A 25,321-nucleotide genomic window follows, 5' to 3' on the forward strand; every position below is an offset into this window, starting at 1 on the left:
TGTCACGCCGTGTTCTTGTAGACCGCGAACGTGGTCCGCTTCCGCAGTCGGAAACCGATCGACTCGTAGAGGCGGATCGCGTTCGCGTTCGCGGCCGACGTGTGCAGGAACGGGGTCTCGCCACGCTGCCGGATCCCGTACGCGACGGCCTGCACGAGGCTCGTGGCCAGACCCTGCCCGCGGAACGCCGGGTGGGTGCAGACCGCGCTGATCTCGGTCCAGCCGGGCGGGTGCAGCCGCTCGCCGGCTATCGCGATCAGCTTCCCGTTCCGCCGTACGCCGAGGTAGGTGCCCAGTTCGATCGTGCGCTGCCGGAACGGGCCGGGCTGGGTGAGCTCGATCAGGGCCAGGATCTCGGGCACGTCACCGGCGTGCAGCGGCCGGGCCTCCGCGAAGGGTGCCGCGGACAGGGATTCGTCGACGAACTGGACCCCCGCCACCTCGCCCGCGATCACCCAGCCGGGATGGTTCGCCGGGACCGGCCCGGCCACCGCCACCTCGGCGCCCGGACCGGTCAGCTCGGTCAGGTCGGCCCAGGCGCGCGGGTCGCCGGGATCGTCGACGGCGTGGAACGGCGCGACCTGGGGGTCATAGCGGACCGCGCGCCCGTACGTCTGCGCGAATTGTGAGTGCTCGCCCCGCAACGAGGCGACCACCGGGTCGTCGAGGCCGGCCTGGACTGTGGTCATCGGGGCGCCAGCCCGAGGTTCTCCCGCAGCGTCGAGCCCTCGTACTCCGTACGGAAGACGCCCTTCTCCTGCAGCAGCGGGACGACGGTGCCGGCGAACTCGTCGAGGCCGCCCGGCGTCACGTGGGGCACCAGGATGAACCCGTCGGAGGCGTCGGACTGCACGAGATGGTTGATGCTCTCGGCGATCGTGGTGGCCGAGCCGATGAACGTCTGGCGGCCGGTCACCTCGATGATCAGGTCGCGGATCGACAGCTTCTCGGCCTCCGCCTTCTGCCGCCACTCGTTGGCCGTGGCGATGGGGTCGCGGTGCATCCGTACGCTGGCCCGGCCCCGTGCGATGTGATCGTCCGACACATCGGGGTCGATCTCGGGCAGCGGCCCCTCCGGGTCGTACGCGGAGAGGTCGCGGTTCCACAGCTGCTCCAGGAACTTGATCGCGGTCGCCCCGCTGACCTGCTGCCGCCGCACGACCCGCGCCTTCTCCTGCGCGTCGTTGTCCGTGTCGCCGAGCACGAACGTCGCCGCGGGCAGCACCTTGAGCGAATCGCGCTCGCGGCCGTACTTGGCGAGGCGGTCCTTGACGTCGGTGTAGAACTTCTGGCCGTCCTCCAGGGTGCCGTGCCGGCTGAAAATGGCGTCGGCGGTGGCCGCGGCGAACTCGCGGCCCGCGTCCGAGTCGCCGGCCTGCAGGATGACCGGGCCGCCCTGCGGGCTGCGGGGCACGTTGAACCGGCCCGAGATGTCGAAGTGCTGGTCGGTGTGGCGGAACGTGCCCGCGTCCGGGTGGCGCAGGAAGACGCCGCTCGCCTTGTCGGCGGCGATCGCGTCGGCGGGCCAGGAGTCGTACAGCTCCTTGGCGGTCTCGAGGGCCTGGGTGGCCCGGCTGTAGCGGTCGGACTCGGCCAGGAAGCCGCCGCGCCGGAAGTTCTCCCCGGTGAACGCGTCCCAGCTGGTGACGACGTTCCACGCGGCCCGGCCGCCGGAGAGGTGGTCGAGCGACGCGAACTGGCGGGCCACCTCGTACGGCTCGTTGAAGGTGGAGTTGATCGTGCCGGCCAGGCCGAGGTGCTCGGTGACCGCGGCCAGCGCGGCCAGGACGGTGAAGGTGTCGGGGCGGCCCACCACGTCCAGGTCGTAGATCTGGCCGCCCTGCTCGCGCAGGCGCAGACCCTCGGCCAGGAAGAAGAAGTCGAACCTCGCCCGCTCGGCGGTCTGCGCGAGCTTGACGAACGAGTCGAACTCGATGTGGCTGCCGGCCGCGGGATCGCTCCACACGGTGGTGTTGTTGACGCCGGGGAAGTGCGCGGCGAGATGGATCTGCTTAGGCAACGCTTGCTCCTTCGGCGGCGTAGCGGTTGGCCGGTCGGGGCAGACCCAGGCGGTCGCGCAGGGTGCCTGGCTCGTACTGCGTACGGAAGACGCCTCGTCGCTGCAGCTCGGGCACCAGGCCCCGAGTGATGCCGCGCAGGTCGGACGGAAGGCGGCCGGGGCGCAGGCGGAACCCGGTGATCCCGGCCTCCTGCCATGCGAGCAGCAGGTCGGCCAGCTGAGCGGGGGTGCCGGTGAAGACCCTGGCGTCGCTCAGAACCGCGGCGCTGCGCACCGGCTCCAGGAACACCACCAGGTCGGCGAAGACGTGCCGGACCTTCACCTGGTCCACGATGTGCCGTGCGTCCGCGGCATCCTTCGGCGTGACGTAGACGACGTCGGCCGACTTCTCGGCGAACCGGTACGGGATGTCGTTGTGGGCCAGCGCGGTGACGACCGGCTGTCCCTGCGGCGGGCGCGGCGTGATCGACGGGCCCTTGACGCTGAAGAACCGGCCCTCGAAGTTGATGTAGTGCAGCTTGTCGCGGTCGATGAACCGGCCGGTGGCGGCGTCGCGGATCTCGGCGTCGTCCTCCCAGCTGTCCCAGAGCCGCCGCACGACCTCCACGTAGTCGGCCGCCTCGTCGAACAGATCCTGTATGGATGCTTGTGTGTCGATGCTGACCTGACGCCGCCCGAAGTGCGCGGCCTCGCCGGCTTTGGGGGAGAGCTGCACCCGCCACCCGGCGCGGCCCCGGCTCACGTAGTCGAGGGTGGCGATCGCCTTGGAGATGTGGAACGGCTCGGTGTGGGTGACCGTGGCCGTCGGGACCAGGCCGATGTGGCGGGTCAGCGGGGCCACCCGCGAGGCGATCAGCACCGCGTCGAGCCGCCCCTGCACCTGCGCCGGGTCGTCGCTCTGCACGCCCAGCGCGTCCTCGATGGTGACGAAGTCGAGCTTGCCCGCCTCGGCCTCGGCGATCAGGTCGATCCAGTAGCGGGCGGTGAACAGCTCCGCGGGCCGCGCGTCGGGCTCACGCCAGGCGTCCGGGGCCCAGCCCGCGCCGTCCAGCGCCACCGCGAGATGCAGGTTCGGCATGCTCATTTCCCCTCGATCGGCAGGCCGGGCGGGTTGATCTCGGGCGCGTCGACCGCCTCGTCGGCCAGGTTCCAGCGGTTCAGGATCTTCTGGTAGTCGCCCGACTTGACCAGCTCGTCCAGGGCCGCCTTGTACGCCTCGACCAGGCCGCTGCCCTTCTTGGTGGTCAGCGCGATCTTGCCCTGCAGCGTGGAGCCGGCGCCCGAGTACGTGCCGACGATCTCGCTCTCGCCCGCCTTGGCCACGTGGTAGGCCGACGTCGGGTTCGGGCCCAGGTACAGGTCGATCGCGCCGGAGCCCAGGGCCAGGTAGGTGGCCTGGTTGGTCTGGTAGTACTTGATGTCGACCTTGGGCAGGCCCTGCTTGACGGCCTCCTCGCTCCACTCCACGAGGATCTTCTCCTGGTTGGTGCCCGAGCCGACCGCGACCCGCTTGCCCGCCACGTCCTTGGGCCCGGTCACCGTGAGGCCGCTGCCCTTCTTGGCCTCGAACGCCAGCTCGTCCTTGCGGTAGGTGGCGAAGTCGTACTTCTGCTTGCGCTCCTCGGTGACCGTGATGTTCGAGGCGCCGACGTCGAACTTGCCGCTGTCGAGGCCGATGAACAGGTTCTCCCAGCTGGTGTTCTGCAGGTCGGGCTTGAGGCCGAGGACGCCGGCCACGGCCACCGCGATGTCGGGCTCGCTGCCGATCAGCGTCTTGTTGTCGGTGGCGGTGAAGGCGAGCGGGGCGAAGCCGGCGCCGGCCGCGCCCACGCCGATCGTCAGCGTGCCCTTCTGCTTGATCGCCTCGGGCAGCAGGGCCGCGGCCGCGTCGACCTTCGCGGGGACGATGCGCTGCTGGTCGGGACCGTCGTTGATGGTCACGGCGGCCGCCTGCTGCACGTCGTTGCCGGAGGCGGTGGGCGTCTCGTCGGGCGCGGCGCAGGCGGCGAGTCCCGCCAGCGCGGCCACCAAGAGCAGAGCGGATTTCGTACGCATGGAGAGGTGCTCCTTCAGACGAGAACTTTTGACAGGAACGCGCGGGTGCGTTCGTGCCGGGGGTGGTCGAGGACCTCGGCCGGCGGGCCCTGCTCGAGCAGGCGGCCCTCGTCGAGGAAGACGATGGTGTCGGCCACCTCGCGGGCGAAGCCGATCTCGTGGGTGACGACGATCATGGTGGTGCCGGCCCGGGCCAGGTCGCGCATGACGTCGAGCACCTCACCGACCAGCTCGGGGTCGAGGGCCGAGGTGGGCTCGTCGAACAGGACGAGCTTGGGCTCCAGGGCCAGCGCGCGGGCGATGGCCACCCGCTGCTGCTGGCCGCCGGAGAGCTGGCGGGGGTAGGCGTGGGCCTTGTCGGCCAGACCGACCCGGTCGAGCAGTTCGAGCCCTCGCTCGCGGGCCTGCTTGCCGGGCGCCTCGATCACGTTCTCCAGCGCGGTCAGGTGCGGGAACAGGTTGAAGGTCTGGAAGACGAACCCGATCCGGGCGCGCTGCTTGAGGATGTGGCGCTCGCTCAGCTCGTACAGCTTGTTGCCGGCCCGGCGGTAGCCGATCAGCTCGCCGTCGACCCGGACCCGGCCGCGGTCCACCTTCTCCAGGTGGTTGATGCAGCGCAGCAGGGTCGACTTGCCCGAGCCGGACGGCCCCAGGATCACCGTCACGCTGCCCGCGGGCACGGTCAGGGTGACGTCGTGCAGCACTTCGAGGGTGCCGAACGACTTGTGCACACCGCTGAGCTCGATCATCGGACGTACCCCCGGGAGTAACGGCGCTCGACGTAGTGCTGCAGGATCGACAGGGCGGCGGTCAGGATCACGTACCAGACCGTGGCCACCAGCAGCAGCGGCACGACCCGCCCGTTGCGGCCGTAGATGACCTGCACCTGGTAGAACAGCTCCCCGATGGCCAGCACGTAGACCACCGAGGTGCTCTTGAGCAGGTTGACCAGCTCGTTGGCCGCGTTGGGCAGGATCGCGCGCATGGCCTGGGGGAGCAGGATGCGGCGGAACTGGCGCAGCCGCGGGATGCCCAGGGCGGCCGCGGCCTCCAGCTGCCGGGAGTCGACCGACAGGATGCCGGCCCGGACGATCTCGGCGGCGTAGGCGGCCTCGTGCAGGGCCAGCCCCAGCAGCGCCGCCCCGAACGCGCTGACCAGAGTGGACGTCTCGAAGTGGAGGAAGCCGGGGCCGAACGGCACACCGATCTGCAACCGGTCGTACAGGTAGCCGAGGTTGGCCCAGAAGAGCAGCTGGACGATCAGCGGCACGGAGCGGAAGACCCAGATGAACGTCCAGCTGACCCAGGCCAGCACCGGGTTCTTGGACATCCGCATCGGGGCCAGCACGATGCCGCCGGCGAAGCCCAGCACGGCGCCCGCGAACGTCAGCTCCAGCGTGATGAGCAGGGCGTCCATCACCGACTTCTCGAAGAAGTAGCCGAAGAAGGTGGCCCAGTCCCAGCCGGGGTTGGTGACCAGGCCGTGCAGGAACTGGGCGACGACGATCAGGACGGCGGCGGCCGCGATCCAGCGCCAGGGGTGCCGGGCCGGGACGACGACCAGGTTGTCGCTCGGGGGGTCGGTCACGCCGGGCGGCGGGGCGGTGGTGCGCGACAGAAGGCTCACGTCGATGACGGTAGGTCCGTCTCCTAAAACCCTCAATACCTATCGGGTGTATATGTTTAACGACATTGTGAACGAGTGCCCGGCCGGGTCGCTATCTGGGACGAAAGTCATTGACCCCTTGCTTATATCCTAGTTCGGCTATAGGAAAAAGGGAGTCCGCAACACCTGGAGGTGGAGATGCGTCGCCGTTCCCTGCTGATCGCCGCCGTGGCAACCGTGCTCGTCGCGGGTTGCTCCGGCAGCGCCGGCACCGACTCCGCCGCCGCCGGCGAACCGGTCTCCGGCGGCTCCCTGACCTGGGGCGTCGAGACCGAACCGATCACTCTGAACCCGCACCAGTACGCGCAGGCCAAAGCCCGCCTGCTGGTCTGGAACACCTTCGAGGCCCTGCTCACCCACGACGACAAGGGCGGCTACGTACCCTGGCTGGCCAGCGGCTACGAGGTGTCGCCGGACGGGCTGACCTACACGGTCAAACTGCGTACGGGGGTGACCTTCAGCGACGGCACCCCGTTCGACGCGGCCGCCGTCAAGGCCAACGTCGACCTGCTGCGCTCCGACGGCTACGCCCCGCAGGTCGCCGCCGTACAGCTGAAGAACCTCAAATCCGTCGACGTGGTCGACCCGGCCACCGTCAAATACACACTGAGCAGCCCCGACGTGCTCATCCTGGACTTCCTCTCGTCCCCCCAGGGCGCGGTCGTGTCGCCCAAGTCGCTCAAGGAGGCGGCCAACCTCAAGGCGGGCGGCCCGGATCTGGCGGGAACCGGGCCGTTCATCCTCGACCGGTACACGCCGGGTCAGGAACTGCACTACAAGCGCAACCCGTCGTACCGGGACCGGGCGGCCTACCTCGACGAGGTCACCTACCGCTTCCTCAAGGAGTCCTCCGTACGGGTGGGCGCGCTGACCTCGGGTCAGGTGCAGGTGATCGAAGGGGTGCCGGCCACCGACCAGGCGCAGATCACCGGAAACCCGTCGCTCACGCTGAGCAAAGGGCTCAACTCGGGGTCGGCGTACTCGTACTACTTCAACGTCACCCACGCGCCGTTCGACGACATCCGTGTGCGGCAGGCGTTCCGCGACGCGCTCGACGTGGACACGGTGCTCAACGGCGTCTACCGCGGCACCGCGACCCGGGCCTGGAGCGTGATCGGACCGACCAGCCCGCTCTACGACAAGTCGCTCGAGGGCACGTACGGCAACAACCCGGAGCGGGCCAACGCGACCCTGGACGCGGCCGGTTGGACGCAGCGTGACGCCGACGGTTTCCGGGTCAAGGACGGCAAGCGCTTGACCGTACGGCTGGTGCAGTCGGCGCCGTTCGTCCGGGACCGCCGCGACATCCTGGCCCAGGCCGTGCAGGCCGCGGTCAAGCAGAGCGCCGGGATCGACCTGCACGTGTCGGTGGTCGACCAGGGGACCGCCACGGCGGCGCTGGAGAAGGGGGAGTACGAGGTGTTCGACAACTCCCGGGCCGACACCGACGCCGGGGCGGCTCTCAACCTGCTGCTCTCGTCGGCCGGCGCGATCAACCGCCTCGGTATCGCGGACAAGAAGGTCGACACGTTGCTGGCTGACGGCCAGGCTTCGAGTGACCCCGCAGCCCGCGCCGAGATCTACCAAACGTTGCAGCAGAAAGTCATCGCGGACGACGCGCTGATCCAGCCGCTGTACGCGCCGGCCGACCAGATCGCGGCGTCCAAGAAGGTCGGCGGGCTGGGCTTCGAGCCGACCGCGGGCGTGCCGGCCAGCGCCTACAACCTCTGGCTGAGCAAGTGATCGTGCTCCGGCGGATCGCCACCGGGCTCGTGGTCCTCTGGGCCGCCGCGACCGCCGCCTACCTGGCGCTGCTCGCGGCGCCCGGCTCCACCGTGGACAGCATCATCGGCGACGGAGCCGACACCCCGCTGATCCGCGCCCAGATCATCGAGGAGTGGGGCCTCGACCGCCCCGCCGTCGTGCAGTACCTGGACTACCTGTGGCGGGCCGCGCAGGGTGACCTGGGCCGGTCCTACCTGCTGCAGAGGCCCGTCCGCGACGTGATCGCCGACCAGATCGGTCCCACCCTGACCCTGGCCGTGGCGGCGGCCGGGCTGGGCGCGCTGCTGGCCCTGACCCTGGCCGTGACCACCCGCCGCCCCTGGGCCCGGCGGGTCAGCTCGACCGCCGAGCTGGTCGTGGTGTCGACCCCGCCGTTCCTGATCGGGATCGTGCTGCTGAGCGTCTTCTCGTTCAACCTGGGCTGGTTCCCGGTCAGCGGCGGCCAGGGCGTCGCGTCGCTCGTGCTGCCCGCGATGACCCTGGCGCTGCCGGTGGCCGGGGTGCTCACCCAGGTGCTGCGGGACGGCATCGACCGGGCCCTGGACGAACCGTTCGTGGTGACGGCCCGGGCCCGCGGGCTGGGGGAGCGGGCCGTGCTGGTGCGGCACGCGCTGCGCCACGCCCTGCTGCCCGCGGTCACCCTCACGGGCTGGCTCTTCGGGACCCTGCTGGGCGGTGCGGTGATCATCGAGACCGTCTTCGGGCGGCCCGGGCTGGGTCAGGTCACGCTGCAGGCGGTGAACAGCGCCGACATGCCCGTCGTGCTGGCCGTGGTGGTGTTCTCGGCCTTCGTCTACGTGGTCATCAACACCCTGGCCGACCTGTCCTACCTGCTCATCGACCCGCGCCTGCGCCCCGCCGCCGCGGTCCCCGCGGGCTCCGTCCCGGCCTCCTCCGCCTCCTCCTCTCCTCCGACGGGAGCGTAGACATGGCCCTCGTCCTCGATCGTCCGTTGTCCGTGCGCCTGCGTCGTCCGTCCGGGGCCGGGGTTGCCGCCGCGGCCGGATTCCTGGTGCTGGCCCTCGTGGCCGCCGTGCTGCCCGGCCTGCTGGCCGGTGACCCCCTGGCCGCCGACCCCCTGCACGTGCTGGAAGCGCCCAGCGCGGCCCACTGGTTCGGCACCGACCAGCTCGGCCGTGACGTCTTCGACCGGGTCGTGCACGGCGCCCGGCACTCCCTGCTGATCGGCGTCGTGGCCACCCTCATCGCCGTCACCGCGGGCCTGCTGCTGGGTCTGCTGGCCGGCCTCTCCCACAAGTACGCCGACGAGGCCCTGAGCCGCTCGTTCGACGCCCTCTCGGCGTTTCCGCTGCTGCTGCTGGCCCTGCTGTTCGTGGCCGTGGCCGGCCCCGGCACGGTCGGCCTGGTCGTCGCCATCGGCATCGCCACGCTGCCGCACTACGCCCGGGTCGTCCGCAGCCAGACGTTCGTGGTGCGCCAAGCCGCGTACGTCACCCACGCCGTGGCTTTCGGCCCCTCCCGCATCCGCCTGGTGCTGCGCCACGTACTGCCCAACGTGCTCGGCCCCGTCCCGATCCTGGCCGTGATCGGCCTCGGTGAGGCGATCCTGGCCGCGGCCGGGCTGAGCTTCCTGGGCATGGGCCCGCAACCGCCCTCACCCGAATGGGGCGCGATGCTCTCCGAGGGCCGCGGCTATCTGAGCGTCGCGTGGTGGACCACGGTCCTGCCCGGAGTGGTGGTCACGCTCCTGGTCATCTCGCTGACCGTCGTCGGTCGTCACCTGCAGCGCCGCTTCGAGGGAAGGCAGCCATGACCCGTACGCCGCTCGTCTCCGTCCGCGAGTTGCACGTGACGTTCCCGCACCGCCGGGGCGACGTGCACGCCGTACGCGGAATCGACCTCGACATCCACCGGGGCGAGTGCGTGGCCATCGTGGGGGAATCGGGGTCGGGCAAAAGCGTCACCGCCCGTACGCTCGTCGGCCTGGCCGGGGCGAACGCGCAGGTCCGCAGCTCCCGGTTCGAGATCGACGGCCGTCTGAGACCGTTCGACTGGCGCACCCTGCGCGGCGGCTTCGCCGGGCTGGTGCTGCAGGACGCCCTCGTCTCGCTCGACCCGCTGCGCACCGTGGGCGCCGAGATCGGCGAAGTGCTGCGCGTGCACGACGTCGGCGACCGGCGCGACCGGGAACAACGCGTCCGGACGCTGCTCGAGTCCGTCCACGTGCCCGAGCCCGGCCGCCGCGCCCGCCAGCACCCGCACCAGCTCTCCGGCGGCCTGCGCCAGCGCGCCCTGATCGCCTCGGCCCTGGCCGCCGGGCCACCCCTGCTGATCGCCGACGAACCCACCACGGCCCTCGACGTGACAGTCCAGTCGCAGATCCTCGGCCTGCTGGCCGAACGTCACGCCGCCGGTGAGACCCTCCTGCTGATCAGCCACGACCTGGCAGTGGTGTCCCGCCTGGCCGACCGGGTGCTGGTGATGCGCGACGGCCGCATCGTCGAGTCGGGCGACACCGCGACCCTGCTCTCCGCCCCCACCCACCCCTACACCCAGCAACTCCTGGCCGCGGTCCCCTCCGCGGCCTCCCGCGGCCGCCGCCTCTCCGCCCACGCCGCCGCTCCCACGCCGCCGCCCGTTGCTCCGGCCGCGCCCCGGTCCGCGGCTGTCATCGAAGCGGTGGGACTGCGCAAGGGCTACGGGTCGCACACGGTCGTCGAAGACGTGAACCTCACCGTCCACCGCGGGGAGATCGTCGGCCTGGTCGGGGAGTCCGGCTCCGGCAAAACCACCGTCGCCCAGTTGCTGTTCGGGCTGACCCCACCCACGTCCGGTTCCGTGGTGTTCGAGGGCGCGCCATGGACCGGGCTCACCGAGCGGCGGCGTCGTCCGCGGCGCCGCCGCCTCCAGCTCATCTCGCAGGATCCGCTCTCCGCCTTCGACCCCCGCTGGACCGTGGGCCGCATCGTCGCCGAAGCGCTGCCGGCGCCGATCGCCGACGCCGCTGTCGCTCATCTGCTGGAACGGGTCGGGCTCGGAGCCGACGTCCTCGATCGGTATCCGCGCCAGCTCTCCGGCGGCCAGCGCCAGCGCGTGGCCATCGCGCGGGCGCTGGCTCCCCGGCCCAGTCTGATCATCTGTGACGAACCGGTGTCCGCGCTCGACGTGTCCGTACAGGCGCAAGTTCTTGACCTGCTGGCCGAGATCCGGGAAACCGACGGCACCGCGCTGCTGTTCATCTCGCACGACCTCGCCGTGGTGCACCACCTGGCCGACCGGGTGCTCGTCATGCGCGACGGCGTGGTGGTCGAGCAGGGACCGGTGGGCGACGTCTTCCACAACCCGCAGCACGAATACACCCGCGCGCTCATCGACGCGGTGCCGGCCCTGGAGGTGTCGCGATGAAGTTCCTGCTCATCACGTTGATCGCCGAGAAGAACGCGCAGCGCCCCGCGCACGAACGGCTGCGCGAAGTGGTGGCCAACGCCGTCCTGGCCGAGGAACTCGGGTACGACGGCTTCGGCGTGGGCGAGCGGCACGAACGCCCCTTCTTCTCGTCGTCGCCGCCGGTCGTGCTCAGCCACATCGCCGCCGTCACCCACAAGATCCGGCTGTTCACGGCGGTCACCACGCTCAGCCTGCTCGACCCGGTGCGCGCGTTCGAGGACTACTCCACCCTCGACAACCTCTCCGGCGGCCGCCTCGAACTGATCATCGGCAAGGGCAACGGCGCCGCCCAGGCCAAGCTCTTCCACGTCACCGCGGACGATCAGTGGGACCGCAACCGGGAGAGCTACGAGCTCTTCCGTCGCCTGTGGCGTGAGCCCAAGGTGACCTGGGAGGGCCGCTTCCGCCCCTCGCTGACCGACGCCGAGACCTGGCCCCGCCCGCTGCAACAGCCCATCCGGGTCTGGCACGGCAGCGCCACCAGCCGCGAATCGGTCGACCTGGCCGCCCGCTACGGCGACCCGCTGTTCTCGGCCAACGTCAGCAACCCGATCGAGCCGTACGCCGAACTCATCCGCTACTACCGGGAACGGTGGGCGCACTACGGCCACGACCCGGCCGAGGCGCTGGTCGGTGCGGGCAGCGCCGGGTTCTACGCCGCCCCGACCTCGCAGGAGGCGACAGAGACCTACCGGCCCCTGTACGACGCCCGGCTGGCCCTGTTCCGGTCGGTCGGCGTCGAACCCGTCTTCCCCACCCTGGAGGACGCGATCGAACGCAGCTCCATCCTGGTCGGCAGCCCGCAGCAGATCATCGACAAGGTGCACCGCTACCACGCCGAATTCGGCCACGAGGTGATGCACCTGCACGCCGACGGCGACGGGCTCACCGACAAGCAGCATCGCGCCTCGCTGGAACTGTTCCAGTCCGAAGTGGCCCCGGTGCTGCGCCGCGACATCCCGAGCCGCCCGTTCGCAGCTGGAGGACCCTCATGACCGTGCCGCTTTCGATCCTCGACCTCGCGCCCCTGGTCTCCGGCGGCACCGTCGGGGACGCCCTGCGCCGTACGCTCGACCTGGCCCGCCGGGCCGAACAGTTCGGCTACCACCGCTACTGGGTGGCCGAGCACCACCTGACCGCGGGGGTGGCCAGCTCGCAGCCGGCCCTGCTGCTCGGCCAGATCGCCGCCGTCACCGAACGCATCCGGCTGGGGTCGGGGGCGGTGCAGACCGGCTACCTCACGCCGCTGGCCGTGCTGGAACAGTTCGGGCTGCTCGACGCGCTGTATCCGGGGCGCTTCGACCTGGGGCTGGGCCGCTCCGCCCAGCGCCGCTTCGCCACCCCGGCCGCTCCGGCCACCCCCACCGAGCCGGCTGCGGCCCGGGTCGTCGACGGGCTGCTCATCCCCAAGCACTTCGACTTCACGCCGCTGGCCACGTCGGCGCGCGCGGCGCTCTTCGGCAAACTGCTCAAACAGCCCGGCGCCGAGCCGCCCGGCCTGGACCAGGTCGTCGAGGACCTGCAGACGCTGATCGCGGGGCCCTACACCGACGACCTCGGCAACGAGGCCCACGCCGTACCGGGTGAAGGGGCTGACCTGGAGCTGTGGATCCTGGGCAGCAGCGGTGGCGAGAGTGCCCGGGTCGCCGGTGCGCGCGGCCTGCCGTTCGCCGCGAACTACCACGTCGCGCCGGCCAAGGTGCTGGAGGCGGTCGAGGCCTACCGCGCCGCGTTCCGCCCGTCGAAGACGCTGTCCGCCCCGCACGTGCTGGTCAGCGCCGACGTCGTCGTGGCCGAGGACGACGACACGGCGAAGCACCTGGCCATCCCGTACGGGCTGTGGGTGCGCAGCATCCGCAACGGCACCGGCGCCATCCCGTACCCGAGCGTCGACGAGGCGCTGGCCCACGCATGGAGCGACGAGGATCGCGACCTGGTCGCCGACCGCCTCGACACGCATTTCGTGGGCTCGCCGCGGACCGTGGCCGAGCAGCTCGAGACGTTGCGCAGGGTCACCGGGGCCGACGAACTGCTCGTCACCACCATCACCCACGACCATGCCGATCGTGTCCGCTCGTTCGAGCTGCTGGCCAAGGAGTGGATCGCCTGAGTCAGCCGGCGGCACCCCCCACCTGCGGCGGTCCCCGCTTCCCCCTCCCGGCCGCCAGCAGCGCCAGCCGCACGCGGCGTTCGCCGACTCCGCGCGGCGATCCGCGTGCGGCGTTCGCCCACAGCCCGAAGTCTGTGGCCCGCTTCTGCTCCCAAGTCCGGCCGGCGACGGCTCACGGCCCCCGCTCTCGACTGCCACCACTGCCTACCCCCGCTGCTCAGACGGCCCTTCGCCGACCGCGTGCGGCATGCGCTCAGCACTTCGAGTCGTTCCCTGCCCCCGTCTCCCAGCAGCGGCGGCCGTTCACGATCGGCGCGCGGCGGCTCACGGAGAGCGAATTGCGGTCGCCTGCGGCGGGCTACCCACGAACCCAGCTCTTCACGACTCTTGCGTTCTGCTCCCCGTTCCCGGCAGCGTGGCTCCCGCGCGGCGGTTCTCGGTCCGTGCGCGGCGGTTCTCGGTCCGCGTGCGGCGGGTGGCAGGTCGCGACGGCAGTCGTCAACAAGTCCCGATCCACGATCCGCTACCACCACCGCCCCCGCTCCTGACCCCGCAGCGGCGGCTCGCGGGCGGCGGGCGGCATTCGCGGACGGCGGTTAGCGAGCGGCATTCGCTGGCGGCGGTTAGGAAGCGGCATTTGCCGGATCGACGGCACGCTGCGGGGCCCGATGCCGGCCACGTTCCGCAAGGCGGCCGGGGTGGCGCGCGGTGTTGGGTGGCCGGCGGTTCGCGGACCGCGCGGCTGGTCGCCGACGGCGAGTTGCGGTCGCGTGCGGCGATGCGCTCGCGAACCCAGCTCCTTCCGCTTTCCGGACCCCTGAGCCCAACCCCCTCCGGCAGCGCGGCTCCCACGCGGCGGTTCGGAACCGCGCCGGTCGCATTCAGCGGGTGGTAGGTCGCGAGCGGCAGTGGCTGACGAACCCGGATCCTCTATCCGCAAACTCTTCCTGCTCCTGGCCCACGGCGTCGGCGATCGCGGGCGGTGGGTGACGGACGGCAGTCGCGGGCGGCCAGCGGGAGGCGGCGAGCAGCAGTCGCGGCGGCCTGCGGCGCTCAGCGAGCGGCGGTCGTGGCTCGCGGGTGGCCTTCGGCAGGTGGTGGGGCGGCCCGCGACGGGCGGCGGCCAACGGCTGGTGGCGGGGGCAGTCGTGGTGCGGGCGGCACACGACGGGCGGCAAGGCGGGTCGCTGGCGGCGGTCGGACAGCGGGCGGGAGGTGAGGGCTCGCTGGCGGCGGTCGGACAGCGGGCGGGAGGTGAGGGCTCGCTGGCGGCGGTCGGACAGTGGGCGGGAGGTGGGGGCTCGCCGGCGGCGGAGCGGCGTGCGGCGGGTGGTGGCTCGCGTGCGGGGCCGGGTTGGCGGTGGGGCGGTAGGCGGACCGCGGTTGGTGGGTCGTGGGTGACTTGCGGGTGGGGTGGTGGGTCGTGGTGGGTGCGGGCGAGGGCCGTCAGGAGCCGGTCAGGTCGGCCAGGGTGTTGTCGATCGCTACGGTCAGGTCGGTGGCGTGGCCGCTTGTCCGGACTGCCTGGAGCGTGGCGATGGCGGCCGGGGCCAGGCTGCGGTCGTAGAACGCCAGGACGTCCAGCAGGTCGACGCACGAGTGGAGGTCGGCCGTGGGCGAGGAGCCGGCCTGCAGCACCTCCAGGTAGTGCTGGAAGCCGGCCGCCACGGCGTGGCGGATCTCGATGATGTCGACCGTGCCGATCTGTTCGTGGGCGGGGCCGGTGATCTCGGCGGCGGCGATGAGTGACAGGACGTCGAGGGCGGCGGTGTGGCCGGGCGGTGTCATCTCGGGCAGAGTGGCGACGAGAACGGTCGCGACCGGGGCGCAGCCCTCGCAGGGGCCGGCCTCCGACAGGAGGATGCGTTCGATCCAGGCACCGAAGTGGGTGGCCTCGTGGTCGTCCTCCGCAGCGATGAGCCCGCGGAGAGCCCGCGGCACCATTTCGGCGTACCCGAGATACGTCCGGACCTGCGTCCAGTCGAACCGGGCGATCTCGTCGTCGACACTCACCCGAAGACTCTCGCACGGCGGCTCGGCACAGGTGGGTCTGGTCCCGGCGAAGGTCTACGGTGATCGCCGTGGAAGGATTCGTCGCCGAAGCGAACCGGGCGAGCTGGAATCTCATCGCGCCCCGTCGTGAAGGCGTCCCCATCGAGCGGCTCCGCGCGGGCGGGGTCGTGCTGGAAGACTTCGAGCAGCGACTGGCCGGAGACGTCTCGGGCCGGCGCGTCGTGCACTTGGCCTGCTCGTACGGCGACGAGGTGCTCTCCTGGGCCAACCTCGGGGCCCGGGCCACCGGCGTCGACATCTCCGACGTTGCGATCGCCGACGCGCGGGAACGGGCCGCCGCGGCCGGCATCGACGCCGACTTCCGCCGGGCCGACATGCTTGACCCGCCCGGGGACCTGACCGATCTGGACCTGATCTATCTGAGCTGGGGCGCGATCTGCTGGGTGCCCGATCTGGCCGCTTTCGCAACCACAGTGGCCGCGCGGCTGCGCCCGGGCGGCTCGGTGCTGCTGTGCGACCATCATCCCGCCTGGGAAGTGCTGTCCGTACGGGAACAGGGCCGCCTGGCCGTGGTGGGCGACTACTTCGGTCGCGACCGGCCCAGCACCGACCATGACGACGCCAAGCTCCCGCAAGGCGCCCGCGGCGAACCCGACGCGCCCGGGTTCTCGACGTTCGTATGGCCGGTAAGTGACGTCGTGATGGCCCTGATCCGCGCCGGACTCCACCTGGACGAATTCCGCGAAGCGCCCGAGCCCGCCCTCTACGCCGGCCTCGGCCCGGCCGCCGGAGCGCTGCCCGCCTACTACGTCGTCAAGGCAAGCAAACCCAGCGGCTGAGTCAAGGCGGCCGGGCCCCGGACGGACCAAGGCGGACCGGCCTCAGGGGCCGAGTCAAGGCAACCGAGCCCAACGCTGGGTCAAGGCAACCAAACCCAGCGTCTGGGTCAAGGTGATCGAGCCCAACGGCTGGGTCAAGGCGACCGGGACCGCGGTGGCTAGGCATCGCGCCGCCGGAAGATTGCGGCCGCGGCGGCTGCGGTGATCGCAGGCCAGAGCGTGGCCGCGGCGGCTCCGAGCGACGGCTCCAGCAAGGCGGTATCGGGCAACCATGACGCTGAGCCGGGCACGGCGGCCCGCGCCAACGGGCACACGATCAGATACGTGGTCAGCACCGTGGTGGTCGCGGCCGGCGCATTGCGAAGGAGCATGCCGGCCGCGGCGCCGATGAGAGTCAGGCCGGCAAGGTAAGCCACCACGCTCAGAGACGCGGCGACCAGGGTCGACGCGGTCGAGGCCGACGCGATCGGGGAGGCCAGCACGATCGGGAAGGCCAGGGCCACCGCGCCGGCCACCACGGCTCCGGCCTTCGCCGCGGCCAGGCGGTAGCGTCGTGGTGACGCCAGCAGCGTGGCCCGGATCTGGCCGCCCGGCTCGTATTCCTGTGTCGCGGCCAGCACCCCCAGGATGAGGAAACCGGCTTGCGTCCACCGCAATGCCGTGAGCACCGGGTCGTCGGCCGGCGCGGCCCGGTGGGCAGCGAGGGCCAGCACAGCAGTCGCGGCCCACGTCAGCAGCGCCACCCACCGCAGCGCCGGCAGCGTGATCAGCTTGTCGAGCTCGGCGCGCACAACGGAGGCGCGCACAACGGGGGCGCGTACTACGGAGGCATGCACAACGGAGGCGCGGGCGTCGGAGGCGCGGGCGTCGGAAGCGCGCATATGGGAGGCGCGCAGGAGAGATGCACGTCCAGCGGAGGCGCGCCGGAAAGATGCACGCCCAGCTGAGCCGCGCCGGAAGGATCCACGCCCAGCGGAGGCAGGGGTCATGCGGGCCGCCTGTGGAACAGACAGGTGGCCAGGGCCAGCAGCGCGGCGACCCACGCCGTCATCGTCAGGCCTGCTGTGAGCGGTGCGATGGTGACGTCGGCGGCGTGCGAGCGCAGGAACATGTGGGCGCCCACGATGTCGGGCAGGTAGGCGGCGGCGGGGGTCAGCTTGGTCAGCAGGTAGGAAACGGAGACGACCGAGCTGTTCACGATGAAGACCGTCAACGTGATGATGCCGTTGCGGAAGATCAGAGTGATCGCGTACGCCAGCAGTCCCAGCAGCACCCAGTACAGGACCGCGGCCCCGACCCGGACGGCCGAGAACGGCGGCGCGTATCCGGCCATGACCACACCGGTCAGCCACACCGTCAGCAGCGCGGTCACCGCGCCCTGGACGGCGACCACCAGCGTCAGCGCCGCGCCCTTGGCGGCCAGCAGGTGATGGCGGACGGGCATGGCCAGCAGGGTCGACGTCAGCTGGCGGACGCCCGGGGAGTCGTCCCCGGTGGGGGTGTATTCGCTGCTCACCACGACCACGCCCAGGATAAGCGCGCCGAGCAGGCCGATCCCCAGATTTTGGTAGCCCACGTCGGCCGCGTTGAGCAGCCGCCCGGCCTCGGCCTCACGGCGCAGGGCGGGAGCGTTGACGAACACCAGCGCGGGCGCGGCGATCAGACCGAACACCAGCCCGGCCCACGCGGTCGGCAGCCCCAGCAGCTTGCGCAGCTCGGCGGTGATCAGGTGACGGCTCACCACGCCGCCTCGGTGGGCGCCGCGGTCAGGGCCAGGAACGCGTCCTCCAGAGTGTCGTGGCCGGCACTGACCTGGGCCACCGTGCCCCGGGCGACCACCCGGCCCCGGTCGATCACCACCACGTCGTCGGCTGTGGAGGCGAGCTCGTTCATCAGGTGGCTGGAGAGCAGCACCGTGCGGCCCTCGGTGGCGCACTGCCGCAGGAACGTGCGCATCCAGCGGATGCCGGCCGGGTCGAGACCGTTGATCGGCTCGTCCAGCACCAGCACCGGCGGGTCGCCCAGCAGCGCGGCCGCCAGCCCCAGCCGCCGGCTCATGCCCAGCGAGAACCGGCCGGCCCGCTTGCCCGCCTCGTCGGCCAGCCCGACGATCGCCAGCACCTCGTCGACCCGTTTGCGGGACAGGCCGTTGCTCGTGGCCAACCAGCGCAGGTGGGCCCGGGCCGAGCGGGCCCGGTGGGCGCCGCTGCCGTCGAGCAGGGCGCCGACCACGGTGAGAGGGCGCGGCCACGACGCGTACGGCTGGTTGCGGATCAGCGCGGTGCCGCGGGACGGGCGATCGAGGCCGAGCAGGATGCGCACCGTGGAGGTCTTGCCCGCCCCGTTGGGGCCGAGGAAACCGGTCACCCGACCCGGTCTGGCCTCGAAGGACACGTCGTGCAGGATGCCGGGGCGGCTGACGGCGTCGATCGAAATCATGCGAGGAGTCAACCGGATCCGGTGCGCCGAATCGTCGAACCACGGGTCCATCTTTGCTCCGCCTCGTCTAGGACCCTGGTTGGAGAACTACAGTCGCGGCATGAGTGCGAGCGGTCGTCCCGAGTGGCGTTCCAAGGCCGTTCCGGTGCTGGTCGCGGTGGTCGCGGTGGCCTTCATGGCGATGATCACCGGTGGTGCCGAGGGCACGGCGGCGACGGTCGTGCCGTTGGTGTTCGCCGGGGGAGCGGTGGCCGCCGCGGTCTGGGCGGTGCGCCGGTGGCGGGCCGACCGCCGCGCCTACGAGCGGCGGCTGACCGAGTGGGCCGTGGTCGAGGAACGCCTCAAGATCGCCCGCGATCTGCACGACGTCGTCTCGCACGGGCTCGGTCTGATCACCGTACGGGCTGCCTCCACCCGCCATCTGGAGAAGCCGGCCGAGGTGCAGAGCGCGCTGACCGATATCGAACAGGTGAGCCGGAGCGCCACGGCCGAGCTGCGCCGCATGCTCAACGTCCTGCGTGACAACGCGGACGATGCACCGAAGAGTCCGGTCGCCGACCTGAGCGCCTTGCCGGAGATCGTCCGAGCCGCCGGAAAAGCCGGCCTCCGTACGGAACTCACCGTGAGCGATCTCGGCGCTGTGTCACCGGGAGTGCAGCTGACGATCTGCCAGACCGTACGGGAAGCCTTGAACAACACGGTCCGTCACGCGGGCCCCACCGACGTACGGGTAGTGGTTGGTCGTGACGAGGAGACCGTGGTGATCTCGGTTGTGGACGCCGGGCCGGTCCCGGGCTGGCGCCACACCCCGGGCGCCGGGCTCGGACTGGCCGGCCTGCGCGAACGCATCACGGCGCTCGGCGGCACGCTGGCCGCCCGCCCCGAGAACGACGGCTTCGAGCTCACCGCGCGCATCCCGGACGAGGTCGCGGCGTGACCCCGGTACGGGTGCTGCTCGCCGACGACCAGCCGCTGCTGCGCCACAGCCTGGCCATGATCATCGACAAGGAGCCCGACCTCGAGGTGGTGGGGCAGGCCGCCGACGGCGCGCAGGCCGAGCAGCGCGCGCACGAGACCCGGCCCGACGTGATCCTCATGGACGTCCGGATGCCCCGCGTCGACGGCCTCGAGGCCACCCGCCGGATCTGCCGCGACCCCGCCCTCGACCGTACGAGGGTGCTGGTCCTGAGCATGTTCGAGCTGGACGAGTACGTGCACGAGGCGTTGCGTGCGGGCGCCTCCGGTTTTCTGCTCAAGGACGCGCACCCCGAGGAGCTGCTCGACGCCGTCCGCCGCACCCACCGGGGCGAGTCGCTGTTCGCGCCCTCCATCCTGACCCGGCTGATCGACCACTTCCTGTCCGCGGCCGACATCACCCGCGAGCGGCTCTCGCTGCGCGCCCTGACTGTGCGTGAGATCGATGTGCTTACGCTCGTCGGCGCCGGGTTGTCCAACGACGAGATCGCGGGAGCCCTGGTCATCTCGGTCAAGACGGTGAAGACCCACCTCACCCATCTGCTGGCCAAGCTGCGGGCGCGCGACCGGGCCCAGCTGGTGATCGCCGCATACGACTCCGGGCTGGTCCGGCCGCGGGTTGCACCACCGACCATCCAACCGGGACACTGACGCGGTGACCGATGATCTGGCGGCCAAGCTGAACGCCGACGTGCCCCACAGCGCCCGGGTGTGGAACTACTGGCTCGGCGGGAAGGACAATTTCGGTCCCGATCGCGCGGTCGGCGATCAGGTCAAGGCGGTCTTCCCGGAAATCGTCGACGCGGCCCGCCAGACCCGCGCTTTCCTCGGCCGCGCGGTCACCTTCCTCGCCGCCGAGCGTGGCATTCGCCAGTTCCTCGACGTCGGCACCGGACTGCCCACGGCCGACAACACCCACCAGGTAGCCCAGCGCATCGCCCCCGACGCCAAAATCGTCTACGTCGACAATGACCCGCTCGTGCTCAGCCACGCCCGCGCCTTGCTGACCAGCAGTGCCGAGGGCGTCACGACCTATGTCGACAAAGATTTGAAGGATGCCGGCGCCGTCATCGCCGACGCCAGGCGCACCCTCGATTTCGACCGGCCCGTCGCGCTGATGATGCTGGGCGTCATGGGCCACGTCGAGAATCCGGCCGAGGCCCGCGCCATTGTGCGCGCCCTGGTCGCCGAGCTTCCGCCCGGCAGTTACCTCACCATGTCCGACGGCACGGCCACGAGCGAGCGCGTCATCGAGTCGCACCGCCAATACAACGAGAGCGGCGCCGTTCCCTACCACCTGCGCTCGGTCGCCGATTTCACCACGTTCTTCGACGGCCTCGAGCTGGTCGAGCCCGGCGTCGTCCCCATCCCCGAATGGCGCCCGGCCGACGACACGAAAATCGTCGTCGACGGTTACGCGGGCGTCGCGCAGAAGCTGTAGCGCGGCCGGCGCGCTGCGGGTCAGGCGGCCAGCCGGAAATCCGTGCGGCGGGCAGCCCGCGGCGTGCCGGGCGCCGGCCGGGCCAGGTCGAGCCGGGCCAGGTCGAGCCGGGCCAGGTCGAGCCGGGCCAGGTCGAGCCGGGCCAGGTCGAGCCGGGCCAGGTCGAGCCGGGCCAGGTCGAGGTGGATCGGGTCGAGGTGGGCCAGGTCGAGGCGGGCCAGGCGGGGCGACCGCGGCGCCAGGTCGCGCAGGACGGCGATCAGCAGATCGGCCATGGTGAGGCCCAGCGCGCGGCAGATGGCGGCCAGCAACTCGGACGAGGGCTCCTTGCGGCCGCGCTCGACTTCGGAGAGGTGGCCTATCGACATGCCGACCGCGTCGGCCACCTCGCGCAGCGTGCGGTTCTGCGCCTTGCGCGTGCGACGCAGAACTTGGCCGATCAGCTCCCGCAGCATCATGAGGCGACCCTAGCCGTTACGTCCCCGCCTTGCGTTCCCGGAAGGCGATCATGTTCATCCGGTTGCCGCAGCGGACGGTGCAGAAGCGCTTGGAGCCGTTGCGGGACAGGTCGAGCACCAGTCCGTCGCAGTGGTCGGCCTCGCAGATGCGCAGGCGGCTCATCTCGTTCATGCGGATGACGTCGGTGAAGGCCAGCCCGGTCTCGGCCCGGATCCGTTCCGCCAGCGGCGCGTCGGGCGAGGTGGCGTGCATGTGCCAGTCGAGCTGGTCGTGGCGGGTCAGGAACGGCAGGGCGTTGGCGTCGCGCAGCATGCCGTTGACGACCTCGACGGCCTCGTCGCGTTCCAACACCCAGATCGACCGGAGCAGCGTACGGGTGTCACGGACCTCACGCAGCTCGGCCTCGTCGTGGTCGATGCGGCCCGTGTAGATCCACTTGGTCAGCAGGGTGGCCAGCTGTTCGGTCGTCGACAACTCGTCATCACCGCTGCGGGAACTTCCGGGCGACGTGTTGCCCAACGCCACCACGAAGTTCAGTGATTCTTCGGTGTCAGGGGCAAAAAGCAATTTGACTCCTCACCGGGAGCGGCCTAGCGTCAGGGTCATAAGCAATTTAGCCCATGACAACAGCAAGCGGCGACACCACCCCGAGAGGCGGCAACCGTGCAGCTCACGCAGAAGCACATCGGCCTGATCGCGATGATCGTGTCGGCGGTCTCGTTCGCCACGTCCGGCGCGTTCATCAAACCGCTGCTCGAGGCCGGCTGGTCCCCGGCCGCCGCCGTCACCGTACGCGCCCTGGCCGGCAGCCTCGTCCTGCTCCCGTTCGTGCTGTTCGCGCTGCGCGGTCGCTGGTCGGCCCTGTGGCGGGCCCGCTGGCGGGTCCTCGGCATGGGCGCCATCGCGGTCGCGTTCACCCAGCTCACCTACTTCGCCGCGATCTCCCGCATCCCGGTCTCGACGGCCCTGCTGATCGAATACCTGGCGCCGCTGCTGCTCGTGCTGTGGGCCTGGGCCACCACCCGCCGCATGCCCCGCCCGACCGTCCTGCTCGGCTCGGTGCTCGCCATCGGCGGCCTCGTGCTGGTCATCGGCCCGGGCGCGTTGCAGGCCGTCGATCCGCTGGGGCTGATGCTCGCGTTCGCCGCCGCGATCGGGTGCGCGGTCTACTTCGTCGTCGCGGCCCGCCCCGCGGACGGCCTCCCGCCCGTGGCGCTGGCCGGTTCGGGCCTGCTGCTCGGCGGTGTTCTGCTGGCTCTGGTCGGGCTGACCGGCGCGATCCCGTTCGAGACCACCGGTGGCACGGTTCCGCTGCTCGGTGCCACCGTCCCGTGGTGGGTTCCGCTCGGCGTCGTCGCGATCGCGGGCACCGCCATCGCGTACGCCACCGGGATCGCCGGATCGTCGCGCCTGGGCTCACGCCTGGCGTCGTTCCTGGGCCTGCTCGAGGTGGTCTTCGCGTCGATCTTCGCCTGGCTGGTCGTGGACGAGGCACTGACCGTGCTGCAGATGCTCGGCGGCGCCCTGATCCTGGCCGGCATCGCCGCGATCCCGTCCGAACAGCCCGCGGCCGCGGTCACCGAGGAGGCGCCGCACCAGCCCGCACCGGTGACGGTCACCGGCTGACGGTGACCAGGCCCGGGCTCGGTCGTGAGCTCGTGACGGCGACGGCGGTCACTTCCCGGCCGCAGGGGTTTTCCCGGGGCAAGCCCCCTGAGCAATCTAGGGGTGTTCTCGGGGTCGGGCCCGGATGGCCCGCCCGGCCGGGGACCGGCAGGCTGAACCCGTGCTCGCCGAATTGATGAACGCCGCCACCGTCTTCGTCGACTGGCTGTCCACGCTCGACCGCTGGACGGTGCTGGTTTTCACGTTCCTGTCCGCCGCCGTCGAGATGACGTTCCTGGCCGGTCTGCTCGTGCCCGGCGAGTCCGTGGTCATGCTGGCCGGCTCGCTGCCCGACGGCCCGGCGGGCTTCGTCGCCGTGCTCGCCGTGGGCACGGCCGGGGCGCTGGCCGGGCAGATGGCCGGGTATGCGGTGGGCCGCGCGTTCGGCCCGCGGCTGCGCGGCACCCGCCTGGGCCGGCGGATCGGGGCCGAGCGCTTCGACCGGGCCGAGACCTACCTGCGTGACCGGGGCGCGCCGGCGCTCGTGGCCGTCCGTTTCGTCGCCGTCGTGCACGCGGTCGTCCCGATCGTGGCCGGGGTGGTGCGCATGCCGTTCGGGCGGTTCGTGCTGTGGTCGGGGCTGGGCACGGCCCTGTGGGTGGGCGCCTTCGCCGGCGTCGGCCTGCTCACCGCGGGCGCCGACGCCACCGGCGGGCTCGGCCTGATCCTCACCGCGGTCGGCGCGACCTGCCTCGGCGTGGTCCCGATCCTGGCCCGCCGCCTGCGCCGCCCGGCCGCGGTCGCCGCCTGATCACGGCCTCGGGCCGGCAGGTAGAACGCCGTAGTCGAGCATCTGAACGCAGGCGAGCCAACGCCCGGGGTCAGTCGAGCGCCCGAAGGTGAGCGTTGGGGCGAGGCTGTGTGTGCGTCCCGATCTGTCGGCGTTGTGGAAACAGCGTCGGTCCGGGCGGCCGTGTGCGGGCGAAAGCCGGACGAATCCGGACGACGTTTAAGGCGGCGCCGATCGGGGATATCACTGCGATGAGTGGCAAGGCGGGCCCGCGACGTGATCTTGTGGTGCTCGGCGGCTCGGCTGGTGGGGTCGAGGCGCTGACCACGGTGATCGCCGGGCTGCCGGCCGATCTGCCCGCCGCTGTGTTGGTCGTGCTGCACATGCCTGCGCAAGGTTCGAGCAACCTGGCAGCGATCCTCGACCGCTGCGGGCCCCTGCCGGTGTCGGTGGCCGAGGACGGCGCGGCGCTGCGGCAGAGACACGTGTGGGTCGCCGTGCCGGGCCGGCATCTGCTCGTGCGGGACGGGCACATGATCCTCAGTAGCGCCCCGAAGCAGAACCGGGCGCGGCCCTCGATCGACGCGTTGTTCCGCAGTGCGGCGCGGTGGCGCGGAACCCGTACGGTGGCGGCCGTTCTCTCCGGCAACCTGGACGACGGCGCGGTCGGGCTGGCCACGATCGACGCCGCGGGTGGCGCCTGCATCGTGCAGGACCCCGGCAGCGCGATCTGCCCGGGCATGCCGCAGGCGGCGCTGGCCGCCGTTCCCCACGCCGTGGCGTTGACCGCCGCCGAGATCAGCCACGGCATTCAGACCCTGATCGGCGAACCCGTCGCAGCGGCGGGGCCGACCCCGAATGCGGACCTGATCGCGGAGACCGACATGGCCGAGCACAAACTGGAGATCACCGAGCGCCGCCAGCCGGGCCGGCCGGCCGCGCTGAGCTGCCCCGACTGTACCGGCGGGATGAACATCGTCGAGTCCGGAGCGGCGGTGCACTACACCTGCCACATCGGGCACATCTGGTCACCGCAGAGCCTGGTGGCGGCCCAGCAGGACAAGATCGAGCAGGGGTTGTGGACCGCGCTGAGCATCCTTGAGGAGCAGGCCCGCGTGTACGACGACCTGGCCGCTCGTGGCGGCACCGGGCTCGGCGTGCGCCACCAGCGGGATGCCGCCGAGGAGATCCGCGGGGCGGCTGACGTGATCCGCAAACACTTCCCGGACATCGTCCTCGACAACTGACCCGGCGCAGACGCGTCGCGGACGGCGGCGCGGCGGGCCGATTCAGGCGCGGCGGATCGTGGGCAGGCGGGAGGCGCGGATGGTGGCGCGGCGCGGCCCGATCACGTGGCCCTGGTCGGTCACCTCGATCCCCTCCACTTCGAACCACAGGTCGCCGTCGTGCTGCAGCGGGGAGCCGGCCAGCACCCGGTTGAGGCGGATGCGCAGCGGGCCGACGCCGTAGCGGTAGTCCTCCTCGGCGAAGGTCCAGACGGTGCCCGCGGGTCTGTCGTCGATGGTCATCTCACCTCGCCGGTTCGAGCCCTTCTCCAGGGCGGGGGGAATCGGGAACGCTGGCGTCCATCCTGCGCTGTCCATTGCAGCTGCACAAGAGCATCTGCACGTGCAAGCGGCCTTGCACGTGCAAGTTCGTCCGATCATCCAGGGAAGGCCGGACGAAGGAGCCAGTCAGTCCGGCAACGGAGGGGAA

The 25,321-nt window shown here is 71.4% G+C and carries 25 protein-coding genes and 1 pseudogene; 13 read left to right on the forward strand and 13 right to left on the reverse strand.

Going from position 1 to position 25,321, the window contains the following annotated elements:
- Nucleotides 1-2 precede the first annotated feature (2 nt).
- Genes BKA14_RS05915 through BKA14_RS05940 form a run of 6 tightly spaced genes read right to left on the reverse strand, consistent with a single transcriptional unit; the run spans nucleotide 3 to nucleotide 5,702 of the window.
- Complete coding sequence (locus tag BKA14_RS05915) at nucleotides 3-689, reverse strand: GNAT family N-acetyltransferase (RefSeq protein WP_184949905.1); 687 nt, start codon at nucleotides 687-689, stop codon at nucleotides 3-5.
- Complete coding sequence (locus BKA14_RS05920) at nucleotides 686-2,020, reverse strand: NtaA/DmoA family FMN-dependent monooxygenase (RefSeq protein WP_184949906.1); 1,335 nt, start codon at nucleotides 2,018-2,020, stop codon at nucleotides 686-688. The genes BKA14_RS05915 and BKA14_RS05920 overlap by 4 nt, the downstream gene beginning before the upstream one ends.
- The gene (locus BKA14_RS05925) at nucleotides 2,013-3,104 is read right to left on the reverse strand and encodes an LLM class flavin-dependent oxidoreductase (protein ID WP_184949907.1); all 1,092 of its coding nucleotides are present in this window, start codon (nucleotides 3,102-3,104) and stop codon (nucleotides 2,013-2,015) included. Before BKA14_RS05925 ends, BKA14_RS05920 begins: the two co-directional genes overlap by 8 nt.
- Complete coding sequence (locus BKA14_RS05930; protein WP_184949908.1) at nucleotides 3,101-4,075, reverse strand: ABC transporter substrate-binding protein; 975 nt, start codon at nucleotides 4,073-4,075, stop codon at nucleotides 3,101-3,103. Before BKA14_RS05930 ends, BKA14_RS05925 begins: the two co-directional genes overlap by 4 nt.
- Nucleotides 4,076-4,089: 14 nt before the next feature.
- Nucleotides 4,090-4,824, reverse strand: coding sequence for an amino acid ABC transporter ATP-binding protein (locus BKA14_RS05935; protein WP_184949909.1), 735 nt, complete (start codon nucleotides 4,822-4,824; stop codon nucleotides 4,090-4,092).
- On the reverse strand, nucleotides 4,821-5,702 hold the full coding sequence (locus BKA14_RS05940; RefSeq protein WP_184949910.1) for an amino acid ABC transporter permease: 882 nt from the start codon (nucleotides 5,700-5,702) through the stop codon (nucleotides 4,821-4,823). The genes BKA14_RS05935 and BKA14_RS05940 overlap by 4 nt, the downstream gene beginning before the upstream one ends.
- Before the next feature lie 177 nt (nucleotides 5,703-5,879).
- On the opposite strand from BKA14_RS05940, the gene BKA14_RS05945 reads away from it, so the two are divergent.
- The 6 genes from BKA14_RS05945 to BKA14_RS05970 are packed head-to-tail and all read left to right on the forward strand — an operon-like array spanning nucleotide 5,880 to nucleotide 13,044.
- A complete protein-coding gene (locus BKA14_RS05945) occupies nucleotides 5,880-7,484 on the forward strand; it encodes an ABC transporter substrate-binding protein (RefSeq protein WP_184949911.1) in 1,605 nt (534 codons plus the stop codon).
- Entirely contained in the window at nucleotides 7,481-8,452 is a 972-nt protein-coding gene (locus BKA14_RS05950; protein ID WP_239092458.1) for an ABC transporter permease, read from the forward strand. Before BKA14_RS05945 ends, BKA14_RS05950 begins: the two co-directional genes overlap by 4 nt.
- 2 nt (nucleotides 8,453-8,454) lie before the next feature.
- On the forward strand, nucleotides 8,455-9,300 hold the full coding sequence (locus tag BKA14_RS05955; RefSeq protein ID WP_184949912.1) for an ABC transporter permease: 846 nt from the start codon (nucleotides 8,455-8,457) through the stop codon (nucleotides 9,298-9,300).
- The gene (locus BKA14_RS05960; RefSeq protein WP_184949913.1) at nucleotides 9,297-10,892 is read left to right on the forward strand and encodes a dipeptide ABC transporter ATP-binding protein; all 1,596 of its coding nucleotides are present in this window, start codon (nucleotides 9,297-9,299) and stop codon (nucleotides 10,890-10,892) included. Before BKA14_RS05955 ends, BKA14_RS05960 begins: the two co-directional genes overlap by 4 nt.
- The gene (locus BKA14_RS05965; RefSeq protein ID WP_184949914.1) at nucleotides 10,889-11,929 is read left to right on the forward strand and encodes an LLM class flavin-dependent oxidoreductase; all 1,041 of its coding nucleotides are present in this window, start codon (nucleotides 10,889-10,891) and stop codon (nucleotides 11,927-11,929) included. Before BKA14_RS05960 ends, BKA14_RS05965 begins: the two co-directional genes overlap by 4 nt.
- Nucleotides 11,926-13,044 carry an LLM class flavin-dependent oxidoreductase gene (locus BKA14_RS05970; RefSeq protein ID WP_184949915.1) on the forward strand — a complete coding sequence of 373 codons (1,119 nt, stop codon included), beginning with the start codon at nucleotides 11,926-11,928 and terminating at the stop codon, nucleotides 13,042-13,044. Before BKA14_RS05965 ends, BKA14_RS05970 begins: the two co-directional genes overlap by 4 nt.
- Nucleotides 13,045-14,490: 1,446 nt before the next feature.
- On the opposite strand, the gene BKA14_RS05975 is transcribed toward BKA14_RS05970, so the two are convergent.
- Nucleotides 14,491-15,057 (reverse strand): hypothetical protein, encoded by a 567-nt coding sequence (locus BKA14_RS05975; RefSeq protein ID WP_184949916.1) that lies wholly within the window; start codon nucleotides 15,055-15,057, stop codon nucleotides 14,491-14,493.
- A gap of 68 nt (nucleotides 15,058-15,125) precedes the next feature.
- Between BKA14_RS05975 and BKA14_RS05980 the strand changes: the two genes are divergently transcribed.
- Nucleotides 15,126-15,896 (forward strand): class I SAM-dependent methyltransferase, encoded by a 771-nt coding sequence (locus tag BKA14_RS05980; RefSeq protein ID WP_184949917.1) that lies wholly within the window; start codon nucleotides 15,126-15,128, stop codon nucleotides 15,894-15,896.
- A 158-nt stretch (nucleotides 15,897-16,054) separates the two neighbouring features.
- Here BKA14_RS05980 and BKA14_RS05985 read toward each other — a convergent pair whose 3' ends face one another.
- From BKA14_RS05985 to BKA14_RS05995, 3 genes are all read right to left on the reverse strand, one after another.
- The gene (locus tag BKA14_RS05985; RefSeq protein WP_184949918.1) at nucleotides 16,055-16,702 is read right to left on the reverse strand and encodes a hypothetical protein; all 648 of its coding nucleotides are present in this window, start codon (nucleotides 16,700-16,702) and stop codon (nucleotides 16,055-16,057) included.
- Between the two features lie 179 nt (nucleotides 16,703-16,881).
- On the reverse strand, nucleotides 16,882-17,640 hold the full coding sequence (locus BKA14_RS05990; protein WP_184949919.1) for an ABC transporter permease: 759 nt from the start codon (nucleotides 17,638-17,640) through the stop codon (nucleotides 16,882-16,884).
- On the reverse strand, nucleotides 17,634-18,335 hold the full coding sequence (locus tag BKA14_RS05995) for an ABC transporter ATP-binding protein (protein ID WP_184949920.1): 702 nt from the start codon (nucleotides 18,333-18,335) through the stop codon (nucleotides 17,634-17,636). Before BKA14_RS05995 ends, BKA14_RS05990 begins: the two co-directional genes overlap by 7 nt.
- Nucleotides 18,336-18,435: 100 nt before the next feature.
- Here BKA14_RS05995 and BKA14_RS06000 point away from each other — a divergent pair, with 100 nt between their 5' ends.
- Genes BKA14_RS06000 through BKA14_RS06010 form a run of 3 tightly spaced genes read left to right on the forward strand, consistent with a single transcriptional unit; the run spans nucleotide 18,436 to nucleotide 20,751 of the window.
- A complete protein-coding gene (locus BKA14_RS06000; protein ID WP_184949921.1) occupies nucleotides 18,436-19,272 on the forward strand; it encodes a sensor histidine kinase in 837 nt (278 codons plus the stop codon).
- Nucleotides 19,269-19,961, forward strand: coding sequence for a response regulator (locus tag BKA14_RS06005; protein ID WP_184949922.1), 693 nt, complete (start codon nucleotides 19,269-19,271; stop codon nucleotides 19,959-19,961). The genes BKA14_RS06000 and BKA14_RS06005 overlap by 4 nt, the downstream gene beginning before the upstream one ends.
- A gap of 4 nt (nucleotides 19,962-19,965) precedes the next feature.
- The gene (locus BKA14_RS06010) at nucleotides 19,966-20,751 is read left to right on the forward strand and encodes an SAM-dependent methyltransferase (protein ID WP_239092457.1); all 786 of its coding nucleotides are present in this window, start codon (nucleotides 19,966-19,968) and stop codon (nucleotides 20,749-20,751) included.
- A 239-nt stretch (nucleotides 20,752-20,990) separates the two neighbouring features.
- On the opposite strand, the pseudogene BKA14_RS43105 reads toward BKA14_RS06010, so the two are convergent.
- A pseudogene (locus BKA14_RS43105) lies at nucleotides 20,991-21,209 on the reverse strand (helix-turn-helix domain-containing protein); the annotation flags it as partial.
- A 16-nt stretch (nucleotides 21,210-21,225) separates the two neighbouring features.
- Nucleotides 21,226-21,777: a CGNR zinc finger domain-containing protein gene (locus BKA14_RS06020; protein WP_184949925.1), complete on the reverse strand. Its 552-nt coding sequence runs from the start codon at nucleotides 21,775-21,777 to the stop codon at nucleotides 21,226-21,228.
- A gap of 96 nt (nucleotides 21,778-21,873) precedes the next feature.
- Here BKA14_RS06020 and BKA14_RS06025 point away from each other — a divergent pair, with 96 nt between their 5' ends.
- The 3 genes from BKA14_RS06025 to BKA14_RS06035 all read left to right on the forward strand — a co-directional run bounded on the left by BKA14_RS06025 (nucleotide 21,874) and on the right by BKA14_RS06035 (nucleotide 24,852).
- Entirely contained in the window at nucleotides 21,874-22,836 is a 963-nt protein-coding gene (locus BKA14_RS06025; RefSeq protein WP_203721987.1) for an EamA family transporter, read from the forward strand.
- A gap of 160 nt (nucleotides 22,837-22,996) precedes the next feature.
- The gene (locus tag BKA14_RS06030) at nucleotides 22,997-23,626 is read left to right on the forward strand and encodes a DedA family protein (RefSeq protein ID WP_184949926.1); all 630 of its coding nucleotides are present in this window, start codon (nucleotides 22,997-22,999) and stop codon (nucleotides 23,624-23,626) included.
- 230 nt (nucleotides 23,627-23,856) lie between these two features.
- Nucleotides 23,857-24,852 carry a chemotaxis protein CheB gene (locus tag BKA14_RS06035; RefSeq protein WP_184949927.1) on the forward strand — a complete coding sequence of 332 codons (996 nt, stop codon included), beginning with the start codon at nucleotides 23,857-23,859 and terminating at the stop codon, nucleotides 24,850-24,852.
- A gap of 42 nt (nucleotides 24,853-24,894) precedes the next feature.
- Here BKA14_RS06035 and BKA14_RS06040 read toward each other — a convergent pair whose 3' ends face one another.
- On the reverse strand, nucleotides 24,895-25,134 hold the full coding sequence (locus BKA14_RS06040) for a hypothetical protein (RefSeq protein WP_184949928.1): 240 nt from the start codon (nucleotides 25,132-25,134) through the stop codon (nucleotides 24,895-24,897).
- Nucleotides 25,135-25,321 lie beyond the last annotated feature (187 nt).

Source organism: Paractinoplanes abujensis, from assembly GCF_014204895.1.
GTDB classification, from domain to species: Bacteria; Actinomycetota; Actinomycetes; order Mycobacteriales; family Micromonosporaceae; genus Actinoplanes; species Actinoplanes abujensis.

Excerpts from the sequence above, each read along its gene's own strand:
- BKA14_RS05915 (WP_184949905.1), bottom strand. The coding sequence starts at position 689 with ATGACCACAGTCCAGGCCGGCCTCGACGACCCGGTGGTCGCCTCGTTG.
- BKA14_RS05925 (WP_184949907.1), bottom strand. The coding sequence starts at position 3,104 with ATGAGCATGCCGAACCTGCATCTCGCGGTGGCGCTGGACGGCGCGGGC.
- BKA14_RS05930 (WP_184949908.1), bottom strand. The coding sequence starts at position 4,075 with ATGCGTACGAAATCCGCTCTGCTCTTGGTGGCCGCGCTGGCGGGACTC.
- BKA14_RS05935 (WP_184949909.1), bottom strand. The coding sequence starts at position 4,824 with ATGATCGAGCTCAGCGGTGTGCACAAGTCGTTCGGCACCCTCGAAGTG.
- BKA14_RS05945 (WP_184949911.1), top strand. The coding sequence starts at position 5,880 with ATGCGTCGCCGTTCCCTGCTGATCGCCGCCGTGGCAACCGTGCTCGTC.
- BKA14_RS05955 (WP_184949912.1), top strand. The coding sequence starts at position 8,455 with ATGGCCCTCGTCCTCGATCGTCCGTTGTCCGTGCGCCTGCGTCGTCCG.
- BKA14_RS05960 (WP_184949913.1), top strand. The coding sequence starts at position 9,297 with ATGACCCGTACGCCGCTCGTCTCCGTCCGCGAGTTGCACGTGACGTTC.
- BKA14_RS05965 (WP_184949914.1), top strand. The coding sequence starts at position 10,889 with ATGAAGTTCCTGCTCATCACGTTGATCGCCGAGAAGAACGCGCAGCGC.
- BKA14_RS05970 (WP_184949915.1), top strand. The coding sequence starts at position 11,926 with ATGACCGTGCCGCTTTCGATCCTCGACCTCGCGCCCCTGGTCTCCGGC.
- BKA14_RS05995 (WP_184949920.1), bottom strand. The coding sequence starts at position 18,335 with ATGATTTCGATCGACGCCGTCAGCCGCCCCGGCATCCTGCACGACGTG.
- BKA14_RS06000 (WP_184949921.1), top strand. The coding sequence starts at position 18,436 with ATGAGTGCGAGCGGTCGTCCCGAGTGGCGTTCCAAGGCCGTTCCGGTG.
- BKA14_RS06035 (WP_184949927.1), top strand. The coding sequence starts at position 23,857 with ATGAGTGGCAAGGCGGGCCCGCGACGTGATCTTGTGGTGCTCGGCGGC.
- BKA14_RS06040 (WP_184949928.1), bottom strand. The coding sequence starts at position 25,134 with ATGACCATCGACGACAGACCCGCGGGCACCGTCTGGACCTTCGCCGAG.